This window comes from Streptomyces sp. NPDC031100, assembly GCF_055570785.1.
Map to the genome: position 1 here is coordinate 99,378 of NZ_JBVIGN010000011.1, position 23,891 is coordinate 123,268.

Consider the following 23,891-nt stretch of genomic DNA (forward strand, 5'->3'; position numbering starts at 1 on the left):
AAAGAGTGGCAATTCGTGCGCACCGGTGATGCCGTGCGAAATCGGGCCATGTCCCCGATGAGGTGGGCGAATGCCTCCTAGCGGACCCCCGCGTTCGGGCCTTGCGAAGATGTGCCAGAGTTGCCACGTCCGCCCTGTGAGCACGTACCGTACGGCCACACAGGTGGGACCAGGTGGGGCAGCGGGAAGGGGCAGCCGGTTTGACCACGCACGCACCGCAGGCGGCGCAGGCCGTCACGCTGCCCACGACGCTGGACGAGGCAGTGGCGGCCCTCGCCGCCCTGCCCACGGCCGTCCCCGTGGCGGGCGGCACCGACCTGATGGCCGCCGTCAACTCCGGCCAGCTCCGGCCCGCCGCCCTGGTGGGACTCGGGCGGATCAGCGAGATCCGCGGCTGGCAGTACCAGGACGGCCACGCGCTGCTCGGCGCGGGCCTCACGCACGCGCGTATGGGCCGCCCCGACTTCGCGGCCCTGATCCCGGCGCTCGCCGCCGCCGCGCGCGCCGCGGGCCCGCCGCACATCCGCAACGCGGGCACCCTCGGCGGCAACATCGCCTCGGCCGCCCCCACCGGGGACGCGCTGCCGGTGCTGGCCGCCCTGGAGGCGACGCTGATCATCGCGGGCCCGGGCGGAGCCCGCCGGGAGATCCCGGTGTCGCACCTGCTGGCCGGCGTGGAGATGCTGCGGGCCGGTGAACTCATCGGCTACGTGCGCGTGCCGCTGCTGCACGCCCCGCAGGTCTTCCTGAAGGCGACCGGACGCACCGGCCCGGGCCGCGCGGTGGCCTCCGTGGCCCTGGTGCTCGACCCGGCCCGGCGCGGGGTGCGGTGCGCAGTCGGTGCCATAGCGCCGATGCCGCTCAGGCCCCTCGAGGCCGAGCAGTGGGTCGCCGGGCTCATCGACTGGGACAACGACCGCGCGCTCGTCCCGGAGGCCCTGAACGCCTTCGGGGAGTACGTCGCCGCGGCCTGCATCCCCGACCCCGCCCCGGAGCCGGACGGTTCCGTGGCCCCGCTTCCGCCCGCCGTACTGCACCTGCGGCGCACCGTCGCCGCGCTGGCCCGACGAGCACTGGGGAGGGCACTGTCGTGACCGACGACCAGCACGGAGAGGGCACGCCCCAGGGCGGCGGCCGCTGGGACCCGCTGCCCCAGGGCGACTACGACGACGGCGCCACCGCCTTCGTCAAGCTCCCCGAGGGCGGCATCGACGCCCTGCTGTCCGGTGACAGCCCGCTGGCCGCGCCCGGCCACGGCTATGTGCCGCCGCGGATAACGGCGGCACCCGCCGACGGCTCCGCGGGCGGGTGGTCGGTGCCCGACGGCCGGCAATGGCCCGACCCGAACGCCGTGCCCCAGGAGCAGGCGGCGGACGACCGGTTCACGTACCACCCCGGTGCCACCCAGCAGTGGACCTTCGAGGAGCCCGCGGCCTCGCCCGCACCCGGGCACGACGTCACCGGCCAGTGGTCCATCCCGGTCGCCGGTGGCGACCTTCCGGACGAATCGGGCGAGTTCACCACGTCCTCGCTGGTCGAGCAGTGGGGCGGCACCCCGCCGGCCACGCTCCCCGGCGGCGCGCCCGCGCCCTGGGCGACGGAGACCGCGGGACAGCCGTGGGGGCAGCCGGAGCACGACGCCGGACCCCGCGCGGCCGACGCCTCCCCGGCGCCGGAGTACGCCCCGGCCGGGCCGTACGCCCCCACAGCGCCCGCACAGGCCCCTGAGGGCCCCGCTGACCGCCCGGCACGGCACGGCGCACCTGCGGCTCCTCCAGCCGCGCAGGAGGCCGTGGAAACGCCGGACACGGTCGTACCCATGGCCCCTGCGGACCTGGCGCCCTCGGCCGACGCACCCGGCACCGCCGTAGCACCGGACCCCGTGCCCGGCGCTGCCGAAGCCGACCCGGCCGGCACGCCGGAGGAGACCGAACCCGCGGCACCGGCCCCTGAGGATGCGGCACCCGCGGATCAGGACGCGGCCGAGGATCCCGTCGAGGCAGCGCCGCCGCACGACGACCACCCCCTCGCCTCCTACGTCCTGCGCGTCAACGGCACCGACCGCCCCGTCACCGACGCCTGGATCGGCGAGTCCCTGCTGTACGTGCTGCGGGAGCGGCTCGGCCTCGCCGGGGCCAAGGACGGCTGCTCGCAGGGCGAGTGCGGTGCCTGCAACGTCCAGGTCGACGGGCGCCTGGTGGCCTCCTGCCTGGTCCCGGCCGTCACCGCGGCCGGCAGCGAGGTCCGTACCGTCGAGGGCCTGGCCGCCGACGGGCAGCCCTCCGACGTGCAGCGGGCACTCGCCCGGTGCGGTGCCGTGCAGTGCGGCTTCTGCGTCCCGGGCATGGCCATGACCGTGCACGACCTGCTGGAGGGCAACCCCGCGCCGACCGAACTGGAGACCCGGCAGGCCCTGTGCGGCAACCTGTGCCGCTGCTCCGGCTACCGGGGCGTCCTGGAGGCCGTCCAGGAGGTCGTCGCCGAACGCGAGGCGCACACCGCGACCGGCGCTGAGACGGACGGGGACGGGGCACGTATTCCGCACCAGGCGGGCCCGGGCTCCGGCGGCGTCAACCCGTCGGCGTTCGAGGCACCGGGCGTCTTCGACAGCCCCGGCACCTTCGGTACACCGGGTCCGCGCGACCAGCAGTACGGCCAGGACGGAGGCCAGGCGTGAGCAACGAAGCAGCCACGGCGACCACCGCGGCGGAAGCGGTCCCCGGCGCCGAGCCGCTGCCGCACGGCCTCGGCGCCTCGCTGCAGCACGCCGACGCCCGCGCCAAGACCGAGGGCACCTTCCCGTACGCGGCCGACCTGTGGGCCGAGGGCCTGCTGTGGGCGGCCGTCCTGCGCTCCCCGCACGCGCACGCGCGCATCGTGTCCATCGACACCACCCACGCGCGCGAGATGCCCGGCGTACGAGCCGTCATCACCCACGAGGACGTGCCCGGCACCCCCCGCCACGGCCGGGGCACGCCCGACCGCCCGGTGTTCGCCTCCGAGGTCGTACGCCACCACGGCGAGCCCATCGCCGCGGTCGCCGCCGACCACCCCGACACCGCGCGGATGGCCGCCGCGGCCGTCATCGTCGAGTACGAAGTACTCGACCCGGTCATCGACCCGGAGCAGGCCTTCGAGGCCGAGCCCCTGCACCCCGACGGCAACCTGATCCGGCACATCCCGCTGCGCCACGGCGACCCCGACGCGGTCGGCGAGGTCGTCGTCGAGGGCCTGTACCGCATCGGCCGCCAGGACCCGGCCCCCATCGGCGCCGAGGCCGGTCTCGCCGTACCGCGTCCCGACGGCGGCGTCGAGCTGTACCTGGCCTCCACCGACCCGCACACCGACCGCAACACCGCCGCGGCCTGCTATGGCCTGTCCCCAGATCGGGTGAAGATCGTCGTCACCGGGGTGCCGGGAGCAACGGCCGACCGCGAGGACCAGGGCTTCCAGCTCCCACTCGGCCTGCTCGCCCTCAGGACCGGCTGCCCGGTCAAGCTCACGGCCACCCGCGAGGAGTCCTTCCTCGGGCACGCCCACCGCCACCCGACCCTGCTGCGCTACCGCCACCACGCCGACGCCGAGGGCAAGCTGGTGAAGGTCGAGGCGCAGATCCTCCTCGACGCGGGCGCCTACGCCGACACCTCCGCCGAGGCCCTCGCCGCTGCCGTCTCCTTCGCCTGCGGCCCGTACGTCGTCCCGAACGCGTTCATCGAGGGCTGGGCCGTCCGCACCAACAACCCGCCCTCCGGCCACGTACGCGGCGAGGGCGCCATGCAGGTGTGCGCCGCCTACGAGGCGCAGATGGACAAGCTCGCGAAGAAGCTCGGCGTGGACCCGGCCGACCTGCGCCTGCGCAACGCGCTCGCCACCGGGGACGTCCTCCCGATCGGCCAGACGGTGACCTGCCCGGCGCCGGTGGCCGAACTCCTGCAGGCCGTACGGGACTTCCCTCTCCCGCCGCTGCCCAAGGACACGCCCGAGGAGGAGTGGCTGCTGCCCGGTGGCCCGGAGGGCGCGGGCGAACCCGGCGCGGTGCGCCGCGGCGTCGGCTACGGCCTGGGCATGGTGCACATGCTCGGCGCGGAGGGCGCCGACGAGGTCTCCACGGCGACCGTCAAGGTCCACGACGGAGTCGCGACCGTACTGTGCGCGGCCGTGGAGACGGGCCAGGGCTTCACCACCCTCGCCCGCCAGATCGTCCAGGAGACGCTCGGCATCGACGAGGTGCACGTGGCACCCGTCGACACCGACCAGCCGCCGGCCGGCGCGGGCTGCCGCGGGCGTCACACCTGGGTGTCGGGCGGCGCGGTGGAGCGGGCCGCGAAGATGGTCCGCACGCAGCTGCTGCAGCCCTTGGCGCACAAGTTCGGCATGTCCACCGAACTGCTCCAGATCACGGACGGCAAGATCACCTCGTACGACGGCGTCCTGTCGACGACCGTCACCGAGGCGATGGACGGCAAGGAGCTGTGGGCCACGGCCCAGTGCCGCCCGCACCCCACCGAGCCGCTGAACGCCGAGGGCCAGGGCGACGCCTTCGTCGGCCTCGCCTTCTGCGCGATCCGCGCGGTGGTGGACGTGGACATCGAACTCGGCTCGGTCCGGGTGGTCGAACTGGCGGTCGCCCAGGACGTGGGCCGGGTGCTGAACCCGGCGCAGATCGCCTCGCGCATCGAGGCGGGCGTCACCCAGGGCGTGGGTGTCGCGCTGACGGAGAACCTCCGCACACCGCGCGGCCTGATCCGCCACCCCGACCTCACGGGATACGCGCTCCCCACCGCCCTGGACGTGCCGGACATCCGGATCGTGAAGCTGGTCGAGGAGCGGGACGTGGTCGCGCCCTTCGGCGCCAAGTCGGTCAGCGCGGTCCCGGTGGTGACGTCCCCGGCGGCGATCGCCTCGGCGGTCCGCGCGGCGACGGGCCGCCCGGTCAACCGCCTCCCGATCCGCCCGCAGGCCGCTGTGGTGACACCGCAGTGACCACGCCGCCCGAGGAGCCGCGCTACGAACCCCCGCCCAGCGTGGGCAAGTTGTTCCTGTGGATCCTGCTGTTCGCGGTGGCGGCCCTGGCCGTGGTCCTGGGCGGCATCTACTTCACCTGAGAAGCCGCCTCCGAGGAACCGCCCCAGAGGAATGGCTCAGAGGGATCGGCCCAGAGGGATCAGTCCAGAGGGATCGGTCCAGGGGCATTGGTCCAGACGAACTGTTCCCCGTGCGGAACGGACGTGGCTCGGCCTGCGTCCTTCACCCAGGGGCGTTGTCAGTGGTGCGGCGTAGTGTTCTGAGCAGTGGGGGACGGCCGCTTCCGACGGGAGGCCGGAGACCGCCGTGCCTGCCCTGCCCAGGGACCGACGCACCGAAGAAGATCGCGGGGGAGCGATGAGCACGACCGATGCCGGGGTGCCGGCGATCACGCTGACCGAGGCGGAGCTGGAGCGGTACGTCACGCACGCGCCGACGCGCGGCCTGCTCGCCGGCCCCGGACTGCCCACGGACACCGACCTGTTGACGTTCTCGCCCCTCCGCACGCACGGCCTGCGCACCCTCGGCGACGCCACGGACGGTCCCTTCCGCCTGGCGGAGGAGCTGCGCAACCGCCTGGTGATAGGGGAACTCCTCAACCCCGCGGGCATGGAGCGCGAATCCATCCTGCTCGACGGCGCCACGGGCGAGATCACGACGGCCTACCTCTTCGACCCGTCCGACCCGCGCCCCTTCGCCCCCTTCCTGGACACCCTCCTGCGCTTCGCGGCGGTCACGGAGGAACTCGCGGGCCTGCGAGGCCGGTTCGCCTCCCTGTCGGGCCAGTACGGCCCCAAGACGGTGACCGAGGCCTCGCGCCGCCTCCTCACCCTCTTCGAGGAGGGCACGGACGGCCAGGTCCCGGCGTACTGGAAGGCGGCGGCCCTGATCCGCCCGCTCGCCCTCATCGCCGGCCCCGGCACGCTCTCCGGCCTCACCCTGGACGTCCCCGCCCGCGTCCTCGACCAGGAGTTCGGCCAGGGCCGGGTGGCCTGCTTCGAGGAGGTCGACTTCCCCGCCACGCTCACCCACGAGCCGACCCGCCGCTTCCTGCGCGAGACGGGCCTGCCGGAGGAGGCGGTCCTCTTCCACGCGGACACCGACGTCCCGCTGCCCACCCTCACCGAGTACTTCACCGGCGAACGGGCCGACGACTACCCCCTGGACGCCCTCCCCGCCCACTCCGACCACCTGATCCGCCTCGGGTACCTGGTCGAGGACAACAGCCTGGTGATCGACGGCAGAACCGGCGCGATCCTCACCTTCAGCGAGCCCGAGGCGACGCTCTACCCCCTGAACACCGACGTCTCCACCCTGGCCTTCACCCTGTGGCTCCTGCACCACGAGCGCACCATCGACGAACACCTGGGCCACGAACTGACGACGGCCGCCTACGACCAACTGGCCGCGGCGATGATCCAGACCCTGGCCTCGACAGACCCCACGGCCCTGTCCCCGGACACCCCCTGGCACTACTGGACGGAGCAGTTCCAGGACGAGGCGGGCGGGGTGCTCTGAAGCGAAGTCGTCGCCGCTGTACGGGAGTTGGGGCAGTGAGACGCAGGGCGAGGTGACACGCGTAGAACACCTTGCGGTTGCTGGGACGAAACCTGACGCCATTACAACGTGCCTGCCGCCACGGCGCGTTCCCCCAGGCGCTCCGGGTGGTGCTCCGCGATCCCTTCCGTCTCCACATCGCGAAAGGCACCGCTCATGGAACCCCGCTCCACGCCGCGCAGACGCTCCCGCGCCTCTGTGCTGACGGCCACCGCGCTCGCCGCCGCGCTGACGGGCGCGGCGCTCGCCCTGCCCGCTCCCGCTTCCGCGGCCACCCTCACCATCGCCGCACTCCAGGGCGGCAAGCGCATCTCGCCCTACAACGGGCAGCAGGTGACGGTCAGCGGGATCGTCACCGCCATCCGCTCCATCGGGTCCTCGCGCGGCTACTGGATCCAGGACCCGGTCGGCGACGGCGACCCGGCCACCAGCGAGGCCGTCTTCGTGTACACCGGGTCCGCCACGATCTCCACCAAGGTCGGCAACAAGATCACCGTCAAGGCCAGGGTCTCGGAGTACTACCCGGGCGGCTCCACGGCCGGCGGGCAGTCCGTCACCGAGCTGACCCAGCCCCAGATCCAGTCGACCGCCTCCACGGGCAACCCGCTGCCCGCCCCCTTCGTGCTCGACGCCGCCTCGATCCCGGCCGCCTACGCTCCCAGCGGCAGCCTCGAGAGCCTCACCCTGGCCCCCTCCGGCTACGCCCTCGACCTGTTCGAGTCACTGGAGGGCATGCGCGTCCAGGTCGACAACGCCCGCGTCGTCGGTCCCAGCAACGCGTACGACGAGCTGTTCGTCACCGCGAAGCCGGGCGAGGACCCCAGCCCCCGCGGCGGCACCGTCTACGGCTCCTACGCCTCGCAGAACACCGGACGCGTCAAGGTCATGTCGCTGACCGGCGCCTTCCCGACCGCGGACGTCGGCGACGTCCTGGCCGGCAGCACCGTGGGCCCGCTCGACTACGACAACTTCGGCGGCTACACCATCCAGGCCACCACCCTGGGCGCGCTCACCGACAACAACCTCGTCCACGAGACGACCCGGGCCCAGAGCGCCGGCGAGCTGGCCGTCGCCACCTACAACGTGGAGAACCTCGACCCGACCGACCCGCAGTCCAAGTTCGATCGACTCGCAGCCGGCATCGTCACCAACCTCTCCTCGCCCGACATCGTGGCGCTGGAGGAGGTCCAGGACAACAGCGGCCCCACCGACGACGGCGTGGTGGCCGCCGACCAGACCTACAGCAAGCTGATCAACGCCATCACCGCGGCCGGCGGGCCGACGTACGCCTACCGCCAGATCAACCCGGTCGACGGCCAGGACGGCGGTGAGCCCGGCGGCAACATCCGCGTCGGCTTCCTCTACAACCCTGCCCGCGTCGGCTTCACCGACCGCCCCGGCGGCACCTCCACCAACGCGGTGTCCGTGGTGAACAACGGCGGCACCGCGGCGCTGTCCTACTCGCCCGGCCGGATCAACCCCGGTAGCTCCGCCTGGAGCAGCAGCCGCAAGCCGCTGGCCGGCGAGTTCACCTTCCAGGGCAAGACGGTCTTCGTGATCGCCAACCACTTCAACTCCAAGGGCGGCGACCAGCCCCTCGACGCCCGCGTCCAGCCGCCCACCCGCAGCTCGGAAACGCAGCGCGCCCAGCAGGCCACCCAGGTCAACACCTTCGTGAAGCAGCTCCTGACCGTCCAGCCCAGCGCCCGGGTGGTGGTCCTCGGCGACCTGAACGACTTCGAGTTCTCCGGAACCCTGTCCACCCTGACCTCGGGCACCGGCCTCACCGACCTCCCCGCCACACTGCCCGCCGGGGAGCGCTACACCTACGTGTACCAGGGCAACTCCCAGGTCCTGGACCACATCCTGACCAGCCCGGCGCTGTCCTCGTACGACTACGACATCGTCCACACCAACGCCGAGTTCACCGACCAGGCCAGTGACCACGACCCCCAGATCGCCCGGCTGATCCCCTGACCCCGTCCCACAGACCACAGACGAACAACGGGCGGCACCCCCGAGGGTGCCGCCCTTTCGTTTTGCCTGGTCAAGGCAGTAGAGGCCGTGGCGGGAATCGTTCCGGCCGTCGTCAACGTCGAGTCGCTCAGTGACACCGCAGTCAGGGTGGGCGAACAGCTCACGGCATAAATGCTGGCCAGCAGCGCGATCGCGGCGAAGCGACGCAAGGCTCATCCCGGAGGCGGACGTGAAAGCTGGCTGAGCTTACGGCCAAGAAAGCCTGAGTTGCTCCAGATCGCTGGGATTGCCTGTGCCATGAGCTTAGAGCTCATAAGGGCGTCCGCCAGTAGGTGCTGGTAGCAGGGCAGGCACGGTTCACCCGATCATGGAGTTCTCTACGCTTCATGATCAGTGGGGGATCCGTGCCTGCCGTCCCATCATGCATTCTCGACCCGATCCGCGACCAGTTCCTCGCGCTCCTTCCCGTGCGCGAGGACCGGCACCCCCTGGGCTGCCACAACCCTCGGATCAGCGATGCCGTTGTCTTCGACCGGCTGGTACAGGTCCTGGTCTTCGGCTGCGGGTACGAACGCTGTCGCCGACGATCACTGCTCGGCCACCACCTTGCGCCGACGCCGTGACGAGTGGATCGCCGCCGGCATGATGGAGAACCTGCAGCTGCTCGCACTCGCCGCATACGACCGTATGATCGGCCTCGAACTCGACCGCCTGAGTGCCGACGGCTGCATCACCAAAGCGCCATCCGGAGGTGAATGCGCCGGCAAGAGCCCGGTCGACCGCGCCAAACTCGGGCTGAAACGCTCGCAGTTGACCGACCGCACCGGCATACCCCTGGTCACCGAGCCGGCGCCCGCCAACACCCGCGACCACACCCTGCTACCCGCCACCCTCGACCGCCTCACCGCCCTCGAACAGGCCCTCGGGCCGTTCCCGGAGCATCCGCGCCTCGCCCTGGACGCCGGCTACGACTACCAGATCGTCCACGACGACCTGGCCTGCCGGAGGATCGACGCCCGCATCGCCCCGCGCGGCGCGAAGACCCCGATCCAGACCGGCGGCCGGTGGGTCGTCGAGCGCACGAACTCCTGGATGAACAACTTCGGCAAGCTCCGGCGCTGCACCGAACGCCGGAGAACGGCCGTCGAGTTCTTCCTGGCCCTGGCCGCCACCATCATCACGGTCCGCTGCCTGATCCGACACGCCTGGACCCTCTACCGCTGGAACACCCGGCCCTCGAACCCCACGCATCCGATGATCTGCTGGCGGACGCCCTTACAGAATAAACGATGCCAAAACGCCCACTCAGGCGCCCGAGTGTAGGTACGCGGCCCAGAGCGAGGGCGATCCGCTCAGGTCCATCGGGGCGGGCAGATCGTAGCCGTCGCGGATCAGGCGGACGGCCCGGTGGAGCGCGTACGCCGAGCGGTCCGGATCCAGGCCCCCGGTCCCGCGCTCCAGCGTGTCGTAGAACAACTCGGCGACGGTGACCGCGAGTTCGTCGTCGATCTCCCACAACGTGCCGATCACGTGCGGGAACCCGGCGAGCTGGAAGGCCGAGGTGAGGTGGATGGCCTCGTCGAGCAGCTCGGCGGTGTCGACGGCCGCTGTGCGGCAGGCCGAGAGGTAGGCCAGCCGGGCCCGTCCCAGCTCGACGGCGGCGAGACCCGCGACGGTCAGCGGGTCGTCCGCGTGGTCGTGCAGCAGGAGCAGGCTCCGGGAGGGATCGGAGGGGTCGCTCGAACCGTGGCAGCAGAAGTGCGCGATCGAGCAGTCCGGCAGCCGCTCCAGGACGGCGGCCTTCGTCGGCACCGGCAACCCCCGGCCGGCCGGATCCTCGCCGGGCCCCGGCTCCCGCAACAGCACCGGGGCAGGCAACCGTTCGAGCAGGACCGCCGCCTCCTTCCCGACGTGCCTTAGCCGTCCGTCGCGGGGCAGGCCGGGCGTGGTCGGCATCGCCACGACCAGGCTGCGCGCCGGCCCGGCCGCGGCGGCGACCCGGGCGCGTTCGCGGGCATGGCGCAGCGCGCGGATCGTCGGGGTGTAGGAGGAGACGACCCGGTCCATCACCGTGCGCCGGTCCGGACGGTCGCGCGGGTCGTCGTGGTGGCCCGCGGCGTGCAGGGGGAGCAGCCCCAGCAGGCCGCCCGGCACCCACCACACCCGCGGCCAGTCCTCGGTGTCGCCGGGCTGCCCGTGGAACCCCAGTGCGTGCAGCACCGGGCCCGCGGCCGCGTCCCACAGCCACCGCAGGACCGCAGCCATGGCGGCCTCCGCCGCGACCCGCTCCTTCCGGTCCGGGCTCGACGTGTCCTGCTGCGCCCGCAGGAAGGTGTCGATCCGTTCGGCCAGGGGCCGCAGGGCCAGGTCCGGCAGGTTCAGGGCCCGGACGCCGCGCTCGGTGACCAGCAGCGCGTCACTGCGGTACGCGCTGATGTTGAACACCACGACGGGGCCGTGGGCCGCCTGGGCGCGGAGTTCGGTCGGGGCGGGTGGCAGCGCGAAGGTGCGGAAGCCGTCCAGTGTGCGGATCTCCGCCAGCAGGTCGGCGAAGTCCCGGGCGAGCAGGTGCCGTTCGCGCGGCGGCCCGTCCGCGGCCGGCCCGTCCGTCGCCGTTCCGTGGCCGGTCGGCACGGGGACGGCGCTGCCGGGTGCGGCGGCGTCGGCGGGGCTGTCTAGCCGTTCCCGCAGGTCGCTGAAGCGCTCGGCCAGTTCGCGGTGGTGCTTGCGCAGGTCGGTCAGGTCGTTGCGGGTCTCCAGGGCCTGGCTGAGCAGGACGGCCCGGCCGGTCTCCAGCAGGCCCAGGGCGCGTTCGGCCCGCCCGGCGGGGGTTCCGCCCGGGGCGGCGAGGGCCAGTGCGGCGGCGTCGCCCACCAGTCCGGAGAAATGGGCCATGGCGTACTGCTGGTCGCCGCGCTCCAGGCGTCGGGGCGCCACCTGCGGCAGCAGCAGGACCGCGCTCTCCGCCGCGTTCGCCGCGGCGGCCGGGTCGCCCGACGCGGCGAGCAGGCCCGCCGCCTGGGCCGCCTCCATGATCCGGCGGCCGGGCGAGGCGGACCGCACCTTCGAGGCCGCCAGCCGGCAGGAGATCGCCTCGCGCAGGTCGGCGGGCCGCTGCGCGCGCTGGTAGCGGGCCAGCAGGCTGCCGGCGAGGTTGGACAGCCCCAGCGCGTAGTCGGGGTGGTGGGCGGGGACGGCGCTGACCGTCTCCGTCAGGTGGTCGATCGCCGCGTCCAGGTCGGCGGGCGACTCCGTCAGCTCGAACCTGCGCTGGAGCGTGCCGCCCAGGTTGTTCAGCATCGCGACCCGTTCGAGGTTGTCCGTCGGGGCGGCGGCCACCGCCTCGGCCAGGCGGTCGATCGCCGCATCCAGGTCGGCGGGCGACCGCGTCAGCTCGAACCTGCGCTGGAGCGCGCCGCCAAGGTTGGTCAGGATGCCGGCCAGGCCGGGCGTGCCCCCGGCGTGGGACGCCGCCTCCGTGAAGCAGTTGATCGCGCCCTCCAGATCCGCGACCCGGTTCGTCCGGTCGTAGCGGGAGCGCAGGGCCATTCCGAGCTTGGACAGCCGCACCGCGCGCTGGGAGTGGTCGGCGGGGGTGAGGGTGACCGCCCGGGTCAGGCAGTCGACGGCGGCGTCCGCGTCCGCCGCCGTGGCCAGCCGCTCGCTCCGGTGCCGCAGCGCGTTGCCGAGGTTGGTCAGCGGGACCGAGCGCTCATCGTCGCCCTCGGCGGCCTCCGCCGCCGCCCGGAAGTGGTCGACCGCGGCGTCCAGGTCCTCCAGTGCTCCCGTGCGGTCGAATCGGGCCCGCAGCGCCATGCCGAGGTTGTTCAGGACGCCGGTCCGGGGCGGCAGTTCGGGTGGCGTGGACTCCAGCAGCTCCGTCAGGTACCCGACGGCGGCGTCCGTGTCCGCCAGCGTCCCCAGCAGCTCGCCCCGCTTGCCCAGCGCGCCGCCGAGCGCGATGAACAGCGAGGCCCGCTCGGGGTGGTCCGGTGGAGCGGTGGGCGCTGCCGCGCGGGTCTGGTCGATCACGGCGTCCAGGTCCGCCATCCCACCGGTCAGCTCGAAGCGGACCTGCAGCGCCTGGGTGAGCCGGACCAGCCGCGTCGTCCGGTCGGGACGGTCGGGACGGTCGGGACGGTCAGGGGGGCCGGCCTGCCCGGGGGCATCGCTCGGGACGGCGGCCACGGCCTGCCGCAGGTAGCCGATCGCGGTGTCCACGTCCGCGAGCGCCCGCCGGTCCAGGGCACGCTGGATGAGCGCGCCGCCGAGGCGGAACCGCTGCGTGGCGCGTTCGTCCGGGTCGACGGCGGCGGCCACCGCCTCGTCGAAGCGGTCGATCGCCGCGTCCAGGTCGGCCGGCCGGTCCGTCCTGTTGTAGCGGAGGCGCAGGCCCTCACCGAGGTGGCACAGCCTCCTGGCCCGGTCGGGGTGACCGGGCGGGGTCGCCGCCACGGCCTCCCGGAAGCGGCCGATCGCGGCGTCCACGTCCGTCACCACGCCCGTGTGCAGGAAACGGAAGCGCAGGGCCTCACCGAGGTCGAACAGGCGCTCCGCGCGGTCGGCGGCGTCGGTCGCGGCGGCCACCGCGGCCGCGGAGCGCTCGACCAGGTCGTGCGTGCCCACCCGCACATCCCGGTCCCCGGACCGGTGCTCGGACAACTCCTGCCGGAGGGAGAGGATCCGGGACCGCTCGGAGTGGTCGGGGGCGGCGATGGCCGCCGCCTCCTCCACGTGCGCGACCGCCGCGTCCAGGTCGGCCGCCGCGCCCGCCCAGGCGAACCTGTCGCGCAGCGCCAGCGCCAGGTTGAGCAGCGCGATCGGGCGGTCGAAGGCGTCGATCGAGACGTCGGCGGCGAGGCGGAGGACGTGGATCGCCTCCTCCAGGTCCGCCGCCTGGGAGTGCCGCTCGAAGCGCCGCCGCAGGGCGTGCCCCAGGTTGTTCAGCCGCAGCGCCCGGTCGGGGTGGTCGGCGGGGCCGGCGGCCTCCGCGTCCCGTCCCACCGCGATGACGGCGTCCAGGTCCGCCGGGTCGTCCAGCCGGTTGTAGCGGTCCTCCAGGGCGATCCCGAGGTGGAACAGCCGGTCGGCGCGGTAGGGGTGGTCGGCCGGGGTGGCCCGGACGATGCGCTGCCACAGCCGCACGGCGTGAGAGAGCACGCCGGGGTCGGGGGAGAACTGCGACCGCTCCAGCAGTTCGGTGGCGTCCGGGACAGCGGCTCTGGCGAGGTTTGGCAGCAGGACCTCGGGCAGGCCGAGCAGGTCGGGCACGCCCAGTACGAAGCACAGCCCGAACGTCTCGTGGGCCGCCGCGAAGTCCTCCTCGTCCTCGCCCTCGGGCAGGGCCCGGTAGCGGAGGAAGTGGAACCAGCCGAGCACGTACGCCGCTTCGGGGTCGCCGTCCGCGAAGTGCTCGGCCAGCGTCCGGGCTTCGTCGAGCGCCGCGGGCTCCAGCAGCAGGGCCGGGTTTTCCTCGTCGGTGGACCGGTCGATCCGGGTCCGCACCGCAGCCAGTCGTGCCGCACGCGTCATGTCGCTGTCCACTCATCCTTCGCGAGGACGGTCCCACGGGACCGGGAACGTTCGGACCGGTCCGCGGCGGACGCGCCGCGCTGGGTCGATACGGGGTCAGGCCGGGAGCGTCGGCGCCGTACCGCCCGGGGACGCGGACGGGAGCGGGCGGGGGCCGAGGAGGTCGGCGAGGCGCGCGCCGTCGGCGGCGGTGAGCGGGCCCGCGCAGTCGAGGCCGAGCCGGCGCGCCAGGTCGCCCGTGTGCAGCCGGACGACGGCCTCCAGGAGCGTGGCGTAAGCGTCGGCGGCGGCCCGGAAGCGGTGGTGCCCGGTGAGGGCGAGGACCGCCGCGACGATCAGCGCGGGCCACCACCACAGTGCCAGCGGCAGGTACAGCACGGCCCAGGCGGTGAGCGTCGCCGCGCGGGCCAGGGCCTGCCGGGCGGCGGTGACCTCGGCGCGCGGGGTGTCGGGGAGGGTCAGCCACAGGTGCGGCCAGAGCGCGGCCAGGTCGAGCCCGAAGTCGCGCCGGACGCGCAGCGCGGTGAGGTGGACGCGGTCCCCGCTCCAGGTGGGCCGCACAGGGTCCTCGGCACCGACGCGGTGTACGGCCGAGCGCGCCTCGGCCGCGGCCTCCCGGGCGGCCGGGCGGGCGGCGGGGTCGGCGATGTGGGCCCTGGCCCGCGCCCGGCCGGCCAGTTCGCGCCGGCGCTGCCAGCGGGCGTGCCGCCGCCGGGTGGCGAGGTCCGCCCAGGTGCGGGCTCCGGCGGGCCAGTCGCGCCAGTCGGCGGCCAGGTGCAGCCTTTCGACCAGGGAGCCGAGCGCCTGCGCGACCACCCCGACTCCGGCGGCCGCGATGCCCACGGCGGCGAGCAGCACCGCCTGGCCGCCGAACGTGCCGAGCGCGGGGGCCTTCGCCCAGGCGCCGACCCGGTCGGCAAGCCGTGCGGCGTCGAACGGGTGCGCGTGCCCGAGCCGGTCCGCCGCCGCCCCGACGGCCAGGTAGAGCGCGCCCGGCAGGACCAGCAGTGTGAGCCACCTCTCGGCGAGTTTCTTCCCCAGTTCCGCGAGCACGCTGCCCAACCCCTCAGCCCTCGCCGCGCAGCAGCGGGTCGCCGTTCACGGCGCACCGGGGCGCCCCGGCGGGAGCGTCGGGCCGCTCGTGGCGCAGGCAGCGCCGCAGCGGGCACAGCAGCACGGGCTCGGTTGGCACAGCGTGGTCGACCCCCGCCGTGAACAGCCCCCGGCCGCTCGTCCCGCCCGCGCCGGTGTAGGCGTCCAACCCGCGCCGGTCGCCGGTGGCCCGCAGTGTCCGGTGCAGCGCCTCGAGCAGGTTGGGTAGTTCCCGGTCGTCCCGGGCCTCTGCCAGGACGGCGTCCAGGGGCCTCGCGGCACCCAGGGCGCTGTCACGGAGCCGCTCGCGGATCTCCGACTCGTACGCGCACGCCGCAGCGAGCCTCAACGCGCTTTCCTCGTCCAGCACTTGTGCTCTCCCCCCGATCGTCCGACCGGAGCCGGGCAGATCTGGCCCGCGAGCTCCCGGTCGGTCCCCACCCCCGTACAGGCACTGTGCCACGGATGTGTTGACGGCGTTGTGCTGTCCGGCGGTTCGCCGCGTGATCGTGAGGAGCCGTAGCCGATCGCGTGGAAAGCAAGGAGATCCGGTGGGCGTTGACCGGGCCGGAGCCTCCGTGTCCCCGTGCGCTAACGGTCATGACGAACACGACAGTGCCCCAACGCCCGGGACTGGCGCAACATGCGGGGGGAGGGCCACGTCGACGAGCAACTACCCGGCCTCCGGCAGGTATTTAGGGCGTCCGCCAGCAGATCATCGGATGCGTGGGGTTCGAGGGCCGGGTGTTCCAGCGGTAGAGGGTCCAGGCGTGTCGGATCAGGCAGCGGACCGTGATGATGGTGGCGGCCAGGGCCAGGAAGAACTCGACGGCCGTTCTCCGGCGTTCGGTGCAGCGCCGGAGCTTGCCGAAGTTGTTCATCCAGGAGTTCGTGCGCTCGACGACCCACCGGCCGCCGGTCTGGATCGGGGTCTTCGCGCCGCGCGGGGCGATGCGGGCGTCGATCCTCGGGCAGGCCAGGTCGTCGTGGACGATCTGGTAGTCGTAGCCGGCGTCCAGGGCGAGGCGCGGATGATCCGGGAACGGCCCGAGGGCCTGTTCGAGGGCGGTGAGGCGGTCGAGGGTGGCGGGTAGCAGGGTGTGGTCGCGGGTGTTGGCGGGCGCCGGCTCGGTGACCAGGGGTATGCCGGTGCGGTCGGTCAACTGCGAGCGTTTCAGCCCGAGTTTGGCGCGGTCGACCGGGCTCTTGCCGGCGCATTCACCTCCGGATGGCGCTTTGGTGATGCAGCCGTCGGCACTCAGGCGGTCGAGTTCGAGGCCGATCATACGGTCGTATGCGGCGAGTGCGAGCAGCTGCAGGTTCTCCATCATGCCGGCGGCGATCCACTCGTCACGGCGTCGGCGCAAGGTGGTGGCCGAGCAGTGATCGTCGGCGCTACCAGCACCTACTGGCGGACGCCCTAACACAATCTTGTGGCCTCAGAGGCGGAGCACCGAAGCTCACCTCTCGGGGTCGGACCAAGTCGCCACAAGTGCTCGCCGATCTGGAAAGCGGGGACCGGAGACAATCTCCTGGATGGGTTCACCGTTGAGCCAGCACACCTGCTCCGGGGCGCCGTCGCCAGTGTCGAACAGACAGCACACTCCACCGCTGTCGGCGGTGAGGTCGGTGAACACCTTCCTGATGTTGGCCGACCGCGCGAACAAGCGGCTCATCCCCGACGTCGCTGCCCAGCACTCCACCGACGTGTAGCCAGGGTGCAAGAGGGACTCGAACCGGATCGTCGCGTAGATGTACCCGATCTGGATGCGCCCGCCCGCCTCGGGTTCAGGGCCGTGCGTCTGCGCGTACTCGCGCAGTGCATCATCGACGTTGAACATGAGGGACATGTCGAGCTCGAGCGTGCTGCTCGTGGAACAGTCGACCGGCTCGCTCTTGAAACGGGACGTGAACGGGAGGACGAGCCGGTCACCGCCGGGCAGGGTGATCTCAATCGGCGGCACGGCACGTGCCGGTGGCGCCAGCTCGGCCAGATTGGCCAACGCCCTGGCGACATTCCGAGGTCGCAGATAGATGTCGTAGCCGTAGATCAGCCCCACACTTCCCCCCTGTCCCAGATCGAGCGGTACCCTCTCATGACCCGCCCCTCGGGCGCTTGCCGGTTTAGGAGAGGTACGCCGGTCCGGTACCACAGTGGTTTCCCGCTGCTCCTTTCCTGCGTGAGTTATTCGAACTTTGGCTGGCCGTTTGCCCCGCACCCGTAGAGCTCGCAACACGTTCATGAGTGGGTCCTGGCGAAGGTCTGCTCGACGACGTAGCGGAGCTTGCCCAGGCCCTGGATGTTCGGGGCGCCCTTGCGGGAGATCACCGGCACGATCCGGCGTTTGCCAGTTCACGACGGACAGCCCGGGAGTCGTACGCCTTGTCGCCCAGCAAGCCGGTGGTTCCGGCTTGCTGGGCGTGATTCCGGTCAGAGAACAAGGCCTGTCAGCGGTGCGGCCTCTTGCGCACCCAGAGGAAGCCGATAAGCCCGCCTAGAGTGGCCATGTATGCGGTCAGCGGTCCGTCCTTCAACAGGAGGCCGGGCAAGGAGATCACGGCCACGATGAGCAGCCATCCGCATCCGGCCACGACGAGGTCCGCTGAATCAGGGCGGTGTTGCTCGTTCTGCACCCGTTTCCCCATTCATCGGAGTGCGCCAGGCCTGTATCCCCGCGCACCCACGATAGCCGCTGGGAGGGGGGAGGGTGTTCTATGCGCAGTGGATCGTGGCCGTTTTGGACCAGACGTTGTGGTCCCCCCAGTAGCCGTTGCCGTTGCGCAGGGTCGCGTTACCGATGTCCTCGCGGTAGATCCACCCACTGGTGGTGAGCCGTGAGCAGTCGTAGTGCAGGAGGAGCGAGAAGGTCTGGCCCTGCGTGTTCGTGTATCCCCGGACGTCCTTGGTCTTCCAGATGCTGAGCCCCTGGTACTGGCGCAGCGACGCTTCGAAGTTGGCTTTGCCTCGCTGGTTGCACAGCATCTGCTCGTCAGCCTGGATGTGCGTGTAACCCCCATGCAGATAGGGTGCGTTGCTGTGGATCAGCTGGCAGTGAGGCTTGGCTGCCCGGGTGACACCCGGAGTCGGGGAGTGCGAGGCCGGAATATTCTGCTCGTCAACCGTGGTGGCCCAGCGCACCAAGTCCTCGGTGCTGTAGGTGTGCTGTGCCGAGATGGCCGGGGCTTCCCACTGGGTGAGCTGGCCGTCCTGGGACAGGGTGCTGGCCCTCACGCCGTCGTTGCCCACAGCGGTGAACAGCTGACTGCCGCTGGGCAGCGTGGTCGTCTGTGTCGTGTCGCCATCTGATCAGAGCACCGACGATGGCACGTCTCCGTGGACGGTCAGGCGAGTGATGTTGAGCGGACGCGCGACGTTCTCGTCCCCGAGACTGAACGTGAGCGACTGGCCGACCTTCTCGTAGTCCGCGACTGCGGGCGCCTGCAAGAGGTCGAGCCCGGTCGTCTTGGTCAACAGGTTGGTGAGGTCCTGGACGCTGGCGCCCTGGGCCGGTGACACCTCGCCGACAGGCGCCATGGACTGCGGGTCCGCGCCGCCTTCCTCGGTGTACTGGGCTGCGCTGACGATGTGCGGTGCCGATTTCGCGGGTGTGGTCGGTGAATCGTCGGCTGCCGATGCGCCGGCAACGGTGCCGGCCATCACCGTGGCAGCGAGCAGGGCTGTGGCGCCCGCCCGTGTGAAACGACGGACAGTTGTCCTCTTCAAGTTGTTTCCCCTCCGTAGTCCGGCCGCCCGTCGTTCAGTGCTGGTCAGGCGCGACGTCGGCCGATCGGAGGAGAAGCCATCTGATTGGCACACTTGTTCGCGGGCAATTTCTGCTGGGCCTCGATGACGGGCGGGAGCGGGGTGCAGGAGGCCCCCGACCTGGGCGTCGTGCAGACCGTGTGACGGTCTGGCGGCGTCCAGCGCTAGGACAACTGCCCACGGCCTTCGGGTTGCCAGGGGCATCGTGTGCCGCCGACGGGAAGGGCGTTGGCGTTCGCCTGCCGACCGAGACGGAAACTGAGACGGGCGACCAAAAGGGCGGCACCCCCGAGGGTGCCGCCCTTTCGTTTTGCCTGGTCAAGGCAGTAGAGGCCGTGGCGGGATTCGAACCCACGTAACTCGCTTTGCAGGCGAGCCCCTCAACCACTCGGGCACACGGCCGGGATCAAACTGATTCTTCACAGCCGTGGTGGGGATGGAACCCACGTGACTCCCCGCGAGCGGAGCTCGCTGATGGATGCAGCGCAGGCGAGCCCCTCAACCACTCGGGCACACGGCCGTGTTCGTGGGAATGACGTTAGGGGGCGGGGGAGAACCGGCTCAAGGGAAACCCCGGCGCTGCAATGGGACTGCCACACCGCGTTCATGAAACGGGGGGGGCGTACGACCAAGGTCGCAGGATGGGCGGGACTATCGACAGGAGCCAAACCCGGTTGCGGGCCTTACGCTGGCGAGCATGACCGCCCTCGAATCTCCTGATACCGCTGTTGTGGATGATGCCGCCGACAGAGAGGGCGGTGTGCTCAGCCGGGCCTATCGGGCGCTCAGTGTCGGGATCGTCTCCGTCGTGCTGCTCATCGCCTTCGAGGCGACCGCCGTCGGGACCGCGATGCCCGTCGCGGCGCGGGAGCTGGACGGCGTGGCGCTGTACGCGTTCGCCTTCTCGGGGTACTTCACGACCAGCCTGTTCGGCATGGTGCTCGCAGGGCAGTGGTCGGACCGCAAGGGACCGCTCGGGGGCCTGACCACGGGCATCGGTGCTTTTGCCGCGGGGCTCGTCGTCGCCGGTACCGCCCAGAGCATGTGGGTGTTCATCCTCGGCCGGGCGGTACAGGGCTTCGGCGGCGGGCTGGTCATCGTCGCGCTGTACGTCGTCGTCGGCCGCGCCTACCCCGAGCGGCTGCGGCCCGCGATCATGGCAGCCTTCGCCGCCGGGTGGGTCGTACCGTCCATCGTCGGGCCGCTGGCGTCGGGCGCCGTGACGGAGCACCTCGGCTGGCGGTGGGTCTTCCTGGGCATCCCGGTCCTCGTGGTGTTCCCGCTTGCGCTCGCGCTGCCGCAGATACGGCGGAGGGCGGCAGGGCCCGTGGAGGGCACCGAGGGGGCCGAGTCCTTCGACCGGCGCCGTATCCGGCTCGCCCTCGCCATCTCGTTCGGCGCGGGACTCCTCCAGTACGCCGCCCAGGACCTGCGGTGGCTCTCGCTGCTCCCCGGCCTCGCCGGAGCCGCCCTGCTCGTGCCCGCCGTCCTCGGGCTGCTGCCGCGCGGCACCTATCGCGCCGCCCGCGGGCTGCCCTCCGTCGTGCTGCTGCGCGGGGTGGCCGCCGGGTCCTTCATCGCCGCCGAGTCCTTCGTCCCGCTGATGCTGGTCACCCAGCGGGGGCTGTCGCCGACGCTGGCCGGGTTCTCGCTGGCCGCGGGCGGGGGGACGTGGGCGCTGGGCTCGTGGGTGCAGTCCCGGCCGCGCGTGGAGCCGTACCGGGAGCGGCTGATGACGGTCGGGATGGTGCTGGTCGCCGCCGCGATCATCACCGCGCCGAGTGTGCTTGTGCAGGCCGTGCCCGTCTGGATCGTTGCCGTCGCCTGGGGCTTCGGCTGCTTCGGCATGGGGCTGGTGATCGCCTCCGCCAGCGTGCTCCTGCTCAAGCTGTCCGCCCCCGAGGAGGCCGGCGCCAACTCCGCCGCCCTGCAGATCTCCGACGCCCTCTCCAACGTGGTCCTGCTCGCCGCGACCGGCGCCGCCTTCGCCGCCCTGGGCGGCGGCAGCGCCACGGCCACGACAGCCGGCACCACCCGCCCCGCCGCCTTCGCCGCCGTGTTCCTGCCGATGGCGGGGGTGGCGCTGGTGGGGGCGTGGGTGACGACGCGGCTGCGGGATTCACGATGACACCGAGTGGTACCAGGCAGTACCGTTGATGCATGGCTGGACTGAACCTGCGTTTTACGGATGAAGAGCTCGACGCACTTCGGGAGCGTGCGGCGGCAGAAGGGCGCAGCATGCAGGCCTTCGCCCACGACGCCGTGATGGCGGCCATAAACGAACACTCACGACTGTTCAACGAGGCGGCCGAGCATGTGCTGAAGGCCAGCGCCGAGCTGAACCGGAGGCTCGCCTGATGCACTACCTCACGCTCCCTGAGTTGCTGAACCTCGCGCAGCGACTCGGGGCGGACGAAGTGCGTGACTACGGGCTCCTGGACTCGGCGCTGGCACGACCCCAGTCGAGCGTGTTCGGACAGGACGCCTACCCGGACGTGTGGCACAAGGCCGCAGCGCTGATGGAGTCTCTCGCCCGCAATCACGCCCTAGTTGACGGGAATAAGCGCATCGCCTGGTACGCGACCTGGGTCTTCCTGCACATGAACGGGTATCCGCTGGACGTCGATTTCGACGTCGACGAGGCCGAGCGCTTCGTGTTGGACGTCTGCCAAGGTGCCCTGGACGTCCCCAAGATCGCAGCGCAGTTGCCGCGCTTCGCGCGCTGACTGTGACCTCGGTCCCACCCGCGGGGGACCCGGCCTCGTCCGGGCGTTGACGGGTGTGGGGCGCCGGTAGGGTGGCCCGGTTGTCATACGTAGCCGAGCCGCCCTACCCCCTGACCACGGAGACCGTGACTACCACCGCCGCTTCCTCGACGCACTCCCACCACCTCTCGCCCGCCTTCCCGGGCCGCGCGCCCTGGGGTACCGCCAGCAAGCTGCGTGCCTGGCAGCAGGGGGCGATGGAGAAGTACATCCAGGAGCAGCCACGTGACTTCCTCGCCGTCGCCACGCCAGGCGCCGGCAAGACGACCTTCGCGCTGACCCTCGCCTCCTGGCTGCTGCACCACCACGTCGTGCAGCAGGTGACCGTGGTCGCGCCGACCGAGCACCTGAAGAAGCAGTGGGCGGAGGCGGCGGCCCGGATCGGGATCAAGCTCGATCCCGAGTACAGCGCCGGGCCGCTCGGCCGGGAGTACGACGGGGTCGCGGTCACGTATGCCGGTGTCGGTGTGCGGCCGATGCTGCACCGCAATCGCGTCGAGCAGCGCAAGACCCTCGTGATCCTCGACGAGATCCACCACGCCGGTGACTCCAAGTCCTGGGGCGAGGCGTGCCTGGAGGCGTTCGAGCCCGCGACCCGGCGGCTCGCGCTGACCGGTACGCCGTTCCGGTCCGACACCAACCCCATCCCGTTCGTGACGTACGAGGAGGGGACGGACGGGATCCGGCGGTCCGCCGCCGACTACACGTACGGGTACGGCAACGCCCTTGCCGACCATGTCGTCCGCCCTGTCATCTTCCTCTCCTACAGCGGCAACATGCGCTGGCGGACCAAGGCAGGGGACGAGATCGCCGCGCGGCTCGGCGAGCCCATGACCAAGGACGCCATCAGCCAGGCCTGGCGCACCGCCCTCGACCCGCGCGGCGACTGGATGCCCAGCGTGCTGCGCGCCGCCGACCAGCGGCTGACCGAGGTCCGCAAGGCCATCCCGGACGCGGGTGCGCTGGTCATCGCCTCCGACCAGGACTCCGCCCGCTCCTACGCCAAGCTGATCCGTGAGATCACGGGTACGAAGGCGACCCTCGTGCTGTCCGACGATGCCGGTGCCTCGAAGAAGATCGACGAGTTCAGCGACAACAACGACCGCTGGATGGTCGCTGTGCGCATGGTGTCCGAAGGTGTCGACGTGCCTCGGCTCGCCGTGGGTGTGTACGCCACCACCATCTCGACTCCGCTCTTCTTCGCGCAGGCCGTCGGGCGTTTCGTACGGTCCCGGCGGCGCGGCGAGACCGCGTCCGTGTTCCTGCCGACCGTCCCCGACCTGCTGACCTTCGCCAACGAGATGGAGAAGGAGCGGGACCACGCCCTCGACAAGCCGAAGAAGGAGGGCGAGGAGGACCCGTACGCCGAGTCCGAGAAGGAGATGGAGGAGGCGAACCGGGAGCAGGACGAGGACACCGGCGAGCAGGACATGCTGCCCTTCGAGGCGCTGGAGTCCGACGCCGTCTTCGACCGGGTCCTCTACGACGGCGCCGAGTTCGGCATGCAGGCCCACCCGGGGAGTGAGGAGGAGCAGGACTACCTCGGGATTCCGGGCCTTCTCGAACCCGATCAGGTGCAGCTGCTGCTGCAGAAGCGGCAGGCCCGGCAGATCGCGCACAGCCGCAAGAAGCCGGACTCCGAGGCCGACCTGCTCGAACTGCCCGCCGAGCGGCGGCCGGTGGTCAGCCACAAGGAGATGATGGAGCTGCGCAAGCAGCTCAACACCATGGTGAGTGCCTACGTTCACCAGAGCGGCAAGCCGCACGGGGTGATCCACACGGAGCTGCGGCGGGTGTGCGGTGGGCCGCCGAGTGCGGAGGCCACGGCGGGGCAGCTGCGGCAGCGGATCGCCAAGGTGCAGGAGTGGGCCACCCGAATGAGGTGACCACCGGCGTCCGTGTGTGTATCAGTCCGTGTGCGTATCAGGACGAATGCTCGCAGTCCGGTTCTGCCCTTGCCCGGATTCTGGACGGAGGCTTCCGCTCAGCGAACCGGCTTCGCTACTGTCCCGCTACGCACACGCCCCGTGGCAGCGCCGCCGCGGAGCGCAGCCGTGAAGCGACATGGCCCGGAGCCGACGGGCCGTCCTGCCGATCGGCCGCCTCTGAGGCGCGTCGCCGTCGGGACACGGTGACGCAGTCGTCGCCCAGGGGTTGCCGACCTCACACCAAAGGAGTGG

Annotated in this window: 16 protein-coding genes, 2 tRNA genes and 2 pseudogenes; 11 read left to right on the forward strand and 9 right to left on the reverse strand. The window is 71.9% G+C overall.

Annotated features, from left to right (window positions below):
* Positions 1-200: 200 nt before the first annotated feature.
* From ACZ5DS_RS28785 to ACZ5DS_RS28815, 7 genes and pseudogenes are all read left to right on the forward strand, one after another.
* Positions 201-1,094, forward strand: a complete 894-nt coding sequence (locus tag ACZ5DS_RS28785) for an FAD binding domain-containing protein (RefSeq protein WP_468244020.1) — start codon at positions 201-203, stop codon at positions 1,092-1,094.
* Entirely contained in the window at positions 1,091-2,677 is a 1,587-nt protein-coding gene (locus ACZ5DS_RS28790) for a (2Fe-2S)-binding protein (RefSeq protein ID WP_468244022.1), read from the forward strand. Before ACZ5DS_RS28785 ends, ACZ5DS_RS28790 begins: the two co-directional genes overlap by 4 nt.
* The gene (locus ACZ5DS_RS28795; protein WP_468244024.1) at positions 2,674-4,983 is read left to right on the forward strand and encodes a xanthine dehydrogenase family protein molybdopterin-binding subunit; all 2,310 of its coding nucleotides are present in this window, start codon (positions 2,674-2,676) and stop codon (positions 4,981-4,983) included. Before ACZ5DS_RS28790 ends, ACZ5DS_RS28795 begins: the two co-directional genes overlap by 4 nt.
* Complete coding sequence (locus ACZ5DS_RS28800) at positions 4,980-5,105, forward strand: hypothetical protein (protein WP_451372047.1); 126 nt, start codon at positions 4,980-4,982, stop codon at positions 5,103-5,105. Before ACZ5DS_RS28795 ends, ACZ5DS_RS28800 begins: the two co-directional genes overlap by 4 nt.
* A gap of 277 nt (positions 5,106-5,382) precedes the next feature.
* Positions 5,383-6,543 carry an SUKH-4 family immunity protein gene (locus tag ACZ5DS_RS28805; RefSeq protein ID WP_468244029.1) on the forward strand — a complete coding sequence of 387 codons (1,161 nt, stop codon included), beginning with the start codon at positions 5,383-5,385 and terminating at the stop codon, positions 6,541-6,543.
* A gap of 195 nt (positions 6,544-6,738) precedes the next feature.
* Positions 6,739-8,559 (forward strand): endonuclease/exonuclease/phosphatase family protein, encoded by a 1,821-nt coding sequence (locus ACZ5DS_RS28810; protein ID WP_468244031.1) that lies wholly within the window; start codon positions 6,739-6,741, stop codon positions 8,557-8,559.
* Positions 8,560-8,963: 404 nt separating this feature from the next.
* Positions 8,964-9,882: pseudogene (locus ACZ5DS_RS28815) on the forward strand (IS5 family transposase).
* Here the strand turns inward: ACZ5DS_RS28815 and ACZ5DS_RS28820 are convergent.
* The 9 genes and pseudogenes from ACZ5DS_RS28820 to ACZ5DS_RS28860 all read right to left on the reverse strand — a co-directional run bounded on the left by ACZ5DS_RS28820 (position 9,865) and on the right by ACZ5DS_RS28860 (position 19,466).
* Positions 9,865-14,091, reverse strand: a complete 4,227-nt coding sequence (locus ACZ5DS_RS28820; protein WP_468244034.1) for a CHAT domain-containing protein — start codon at positions 14,089-14,091, stop codon at positions 9,865-9,867. The pseudogene ACZ5DS_RS28815 and the gene ACZ5DS_RS28820 overlap by 18 nt on opposite strands.
* 96 nt (positions 14,092-14,187) lie before the next feature.
* On the reverse strand, positions 14,188-15,144 hold the full coding sequence (locus ACZ5DS_RS28825) for a hypothetical protein (RefSeq protein WP_468244037.1): 957 nt from the start codon (positions 15,142-15,144) through the stop codon (positions 14,188-14,190).
* A 13-nt stretch (positions 15,145-15,157) separates the two neighbouring features.
* Positions 15,158-15,553, reverse strand: coding sequence for a hypothetical protein (locus ACZ5DS_RS28830; protein ID WP_468244039.1), 396 nt, complete (start codon positions 15,551-15,553; stop codon positions 15,158-15,160).
* A gap of 325 nt (positions 15,554-15,878) precedes the next feature.
* Positions 15,879-16,580, reverse strand: a pseudogene (locus ACZ5DS_RS28835) (transposase); the annotation flags it as partial.
* Between the two features lie 63 nt (positions 16,581-16,643).
* Complete coding sequence (locus tag ACZ5DS_RS28840) at positions 16,644-17,243, reverse strand: hypothetical protein (protein ID WP_468244042.1); 600 nt, start codon at positions 17,241-17,243, stop codon at positions 16,644-16,646.
* A 653-nt stretch (positions 17,244-17,896) separates the two neighbouring features.
* Positions 17,897-18,415 carry a hypothetical protein gene (locus ACZ5DS_RS28845; RefSeq protein ID WP_468244045.1) on the reverse strand — a complete coding sequence of 173 codons (519 nt, stop codon included), beginning with the start codon at positions 18,413-18,415 and terminating at the stop codon, positions 17,897-17,899.
* A gap of 75 nt (positions 18,416-18,490) precedes the next feature.
* Positions 18,491-18,844: a hypothetical protein gene (locus ACZ5DS_RS28850; RefSeq protein ID WP_468244048.1), complete on the reverse strand. Its 354-nt coding sequence runs from the start codon at positions 18,842-18,844 to the stop codon at positions 18,491-18,493.
* A 432-nt stretch (positions 18,845-19,276) separates the two neighbouring features.
* A tRNA-Cys gene (locus ACZ5DS_RS28855) sits at positions 19,277-19,348 on the reverse strand.
* Positions 19,349-19,368: 20 nt separating this feature from the next.
* Positions 19,369-19,466 (reverse strand) — tRNA-OTHER (locus ACZ5DS_RS28860).
* Between the two features lie 177 nt (positions 19,467-19,643).
* Between ACZ5DS_RS28860 and ACZ5DS_RS28865 the strand changes: the two genes are divergently transcribed.
* The 4 genes from ACZ5DS_RS28865 to ACZ5DS_RS28880 all read left to right on the forward strand — a co-directional run bounded on the left by ACZ5DS_RS28865 (position 19,644) and on the right by ACZ5DS_RS28880 (position 23,597).
* Positions 19,644-21,074, forward strand: a complete 1,431-nt coding sequence (locus tag ACZ5DS_RS28865; RefSeq protein ID WP_468244051.1) for an MFS transporter — start codon at positions 19,644-19,646, stop codon at positions 21,072-21,074.
* A 32-nt stretch (positions 21,075-21,106) separates the two neighbouring features.
* Positions 21,107-21,304: a hypothetical protein gene (locus ACZ5DS_RS28870; protein WP_468244054.1), complete on the forward strand. Its 198-nt coding sequence runs from the start codon at positions 21,107-21,109 to the stop codon at positions 21,302-21,304.
* Positions 21,304-21,672: a type II toxin-antitoxin system death-on-curing family toxin gene (locus ACZ5DS_RS28875; RefSeq protein WP_468244057.1), complete on the forward strand. Its 369-nt coding sequence runs from the start codon at positions 21,304-21,306 to the stop codon at positions 21,670-21,672. Before ACZ5DS_RS28870 ends, ACZ5DS_RS28875 begins: the two co-directional genes overlap by 1 nt.
* Before the next feature lie 125 nt (positions 21,673-21,797).
* Positions 21,798-23,597, forward strand: coding sequence for a DEAD/DEAH box helicase (locus ACZ5DS_RS28880; protein WP_468244060.1), 1,800 nt, complete (start codon positions 21,798-21,800; stop codon positions 23,595-23,597).
* The last annotated feature ends 294 nt before the right edge of the window (positions 23,598-23,891 follow it).

What these genes read in the sequence shown, in the direction of transcription:
- ACZ5DS_RS28805 (WP_468244029.1), top strand. Translation starts at nt 5,383, where the DNA reads ATGAGCACGACCGATGCCGGGGTGCCGGCGATCACGCTGACCGAGGCG.
- ACZ5DS_RS28820 (WP_468244034.1), bottom strand. Translation starts at nt 14,091, where the DNA reads ATGACGCGTGCGGCACGACTGGCTGCGGTGCGGACCCGGATCGACCGG.
- ACZ5DS_RS28810 (WP_468244031.1), top strand. Translation starts at nt 6,739, where the DNA reads ATGGAACCCCGCTCCACGCCGCGCAGACGCTCCCGCGCCTCTGTGCTG.
- ACZ5DS_RS28875 (WP_468244057.1), top strand. Translation starts at nt 21,304, where the DNA reads ATGCACTACCTCACGCTCCCTGAGTTGCTGAACCTCGCGCAGCGACTC.
- ACZ5DS_RS28865 (WP_468244051.1), top strand. Translation starts at nt 19,644, where the DNA reads ATGACCGCCCTCGAATCTCCTGATACCGCTGTTGTGGATGATGCCGCC.
- ACZ5DS_RS28870 (WP_468244054.1), top strand. Translation starts at nt 21,107, where the DNA reads ATGGCTGGACTGAACCTGCGTTTTACGGATGAAGAGCTCGACGCACTT.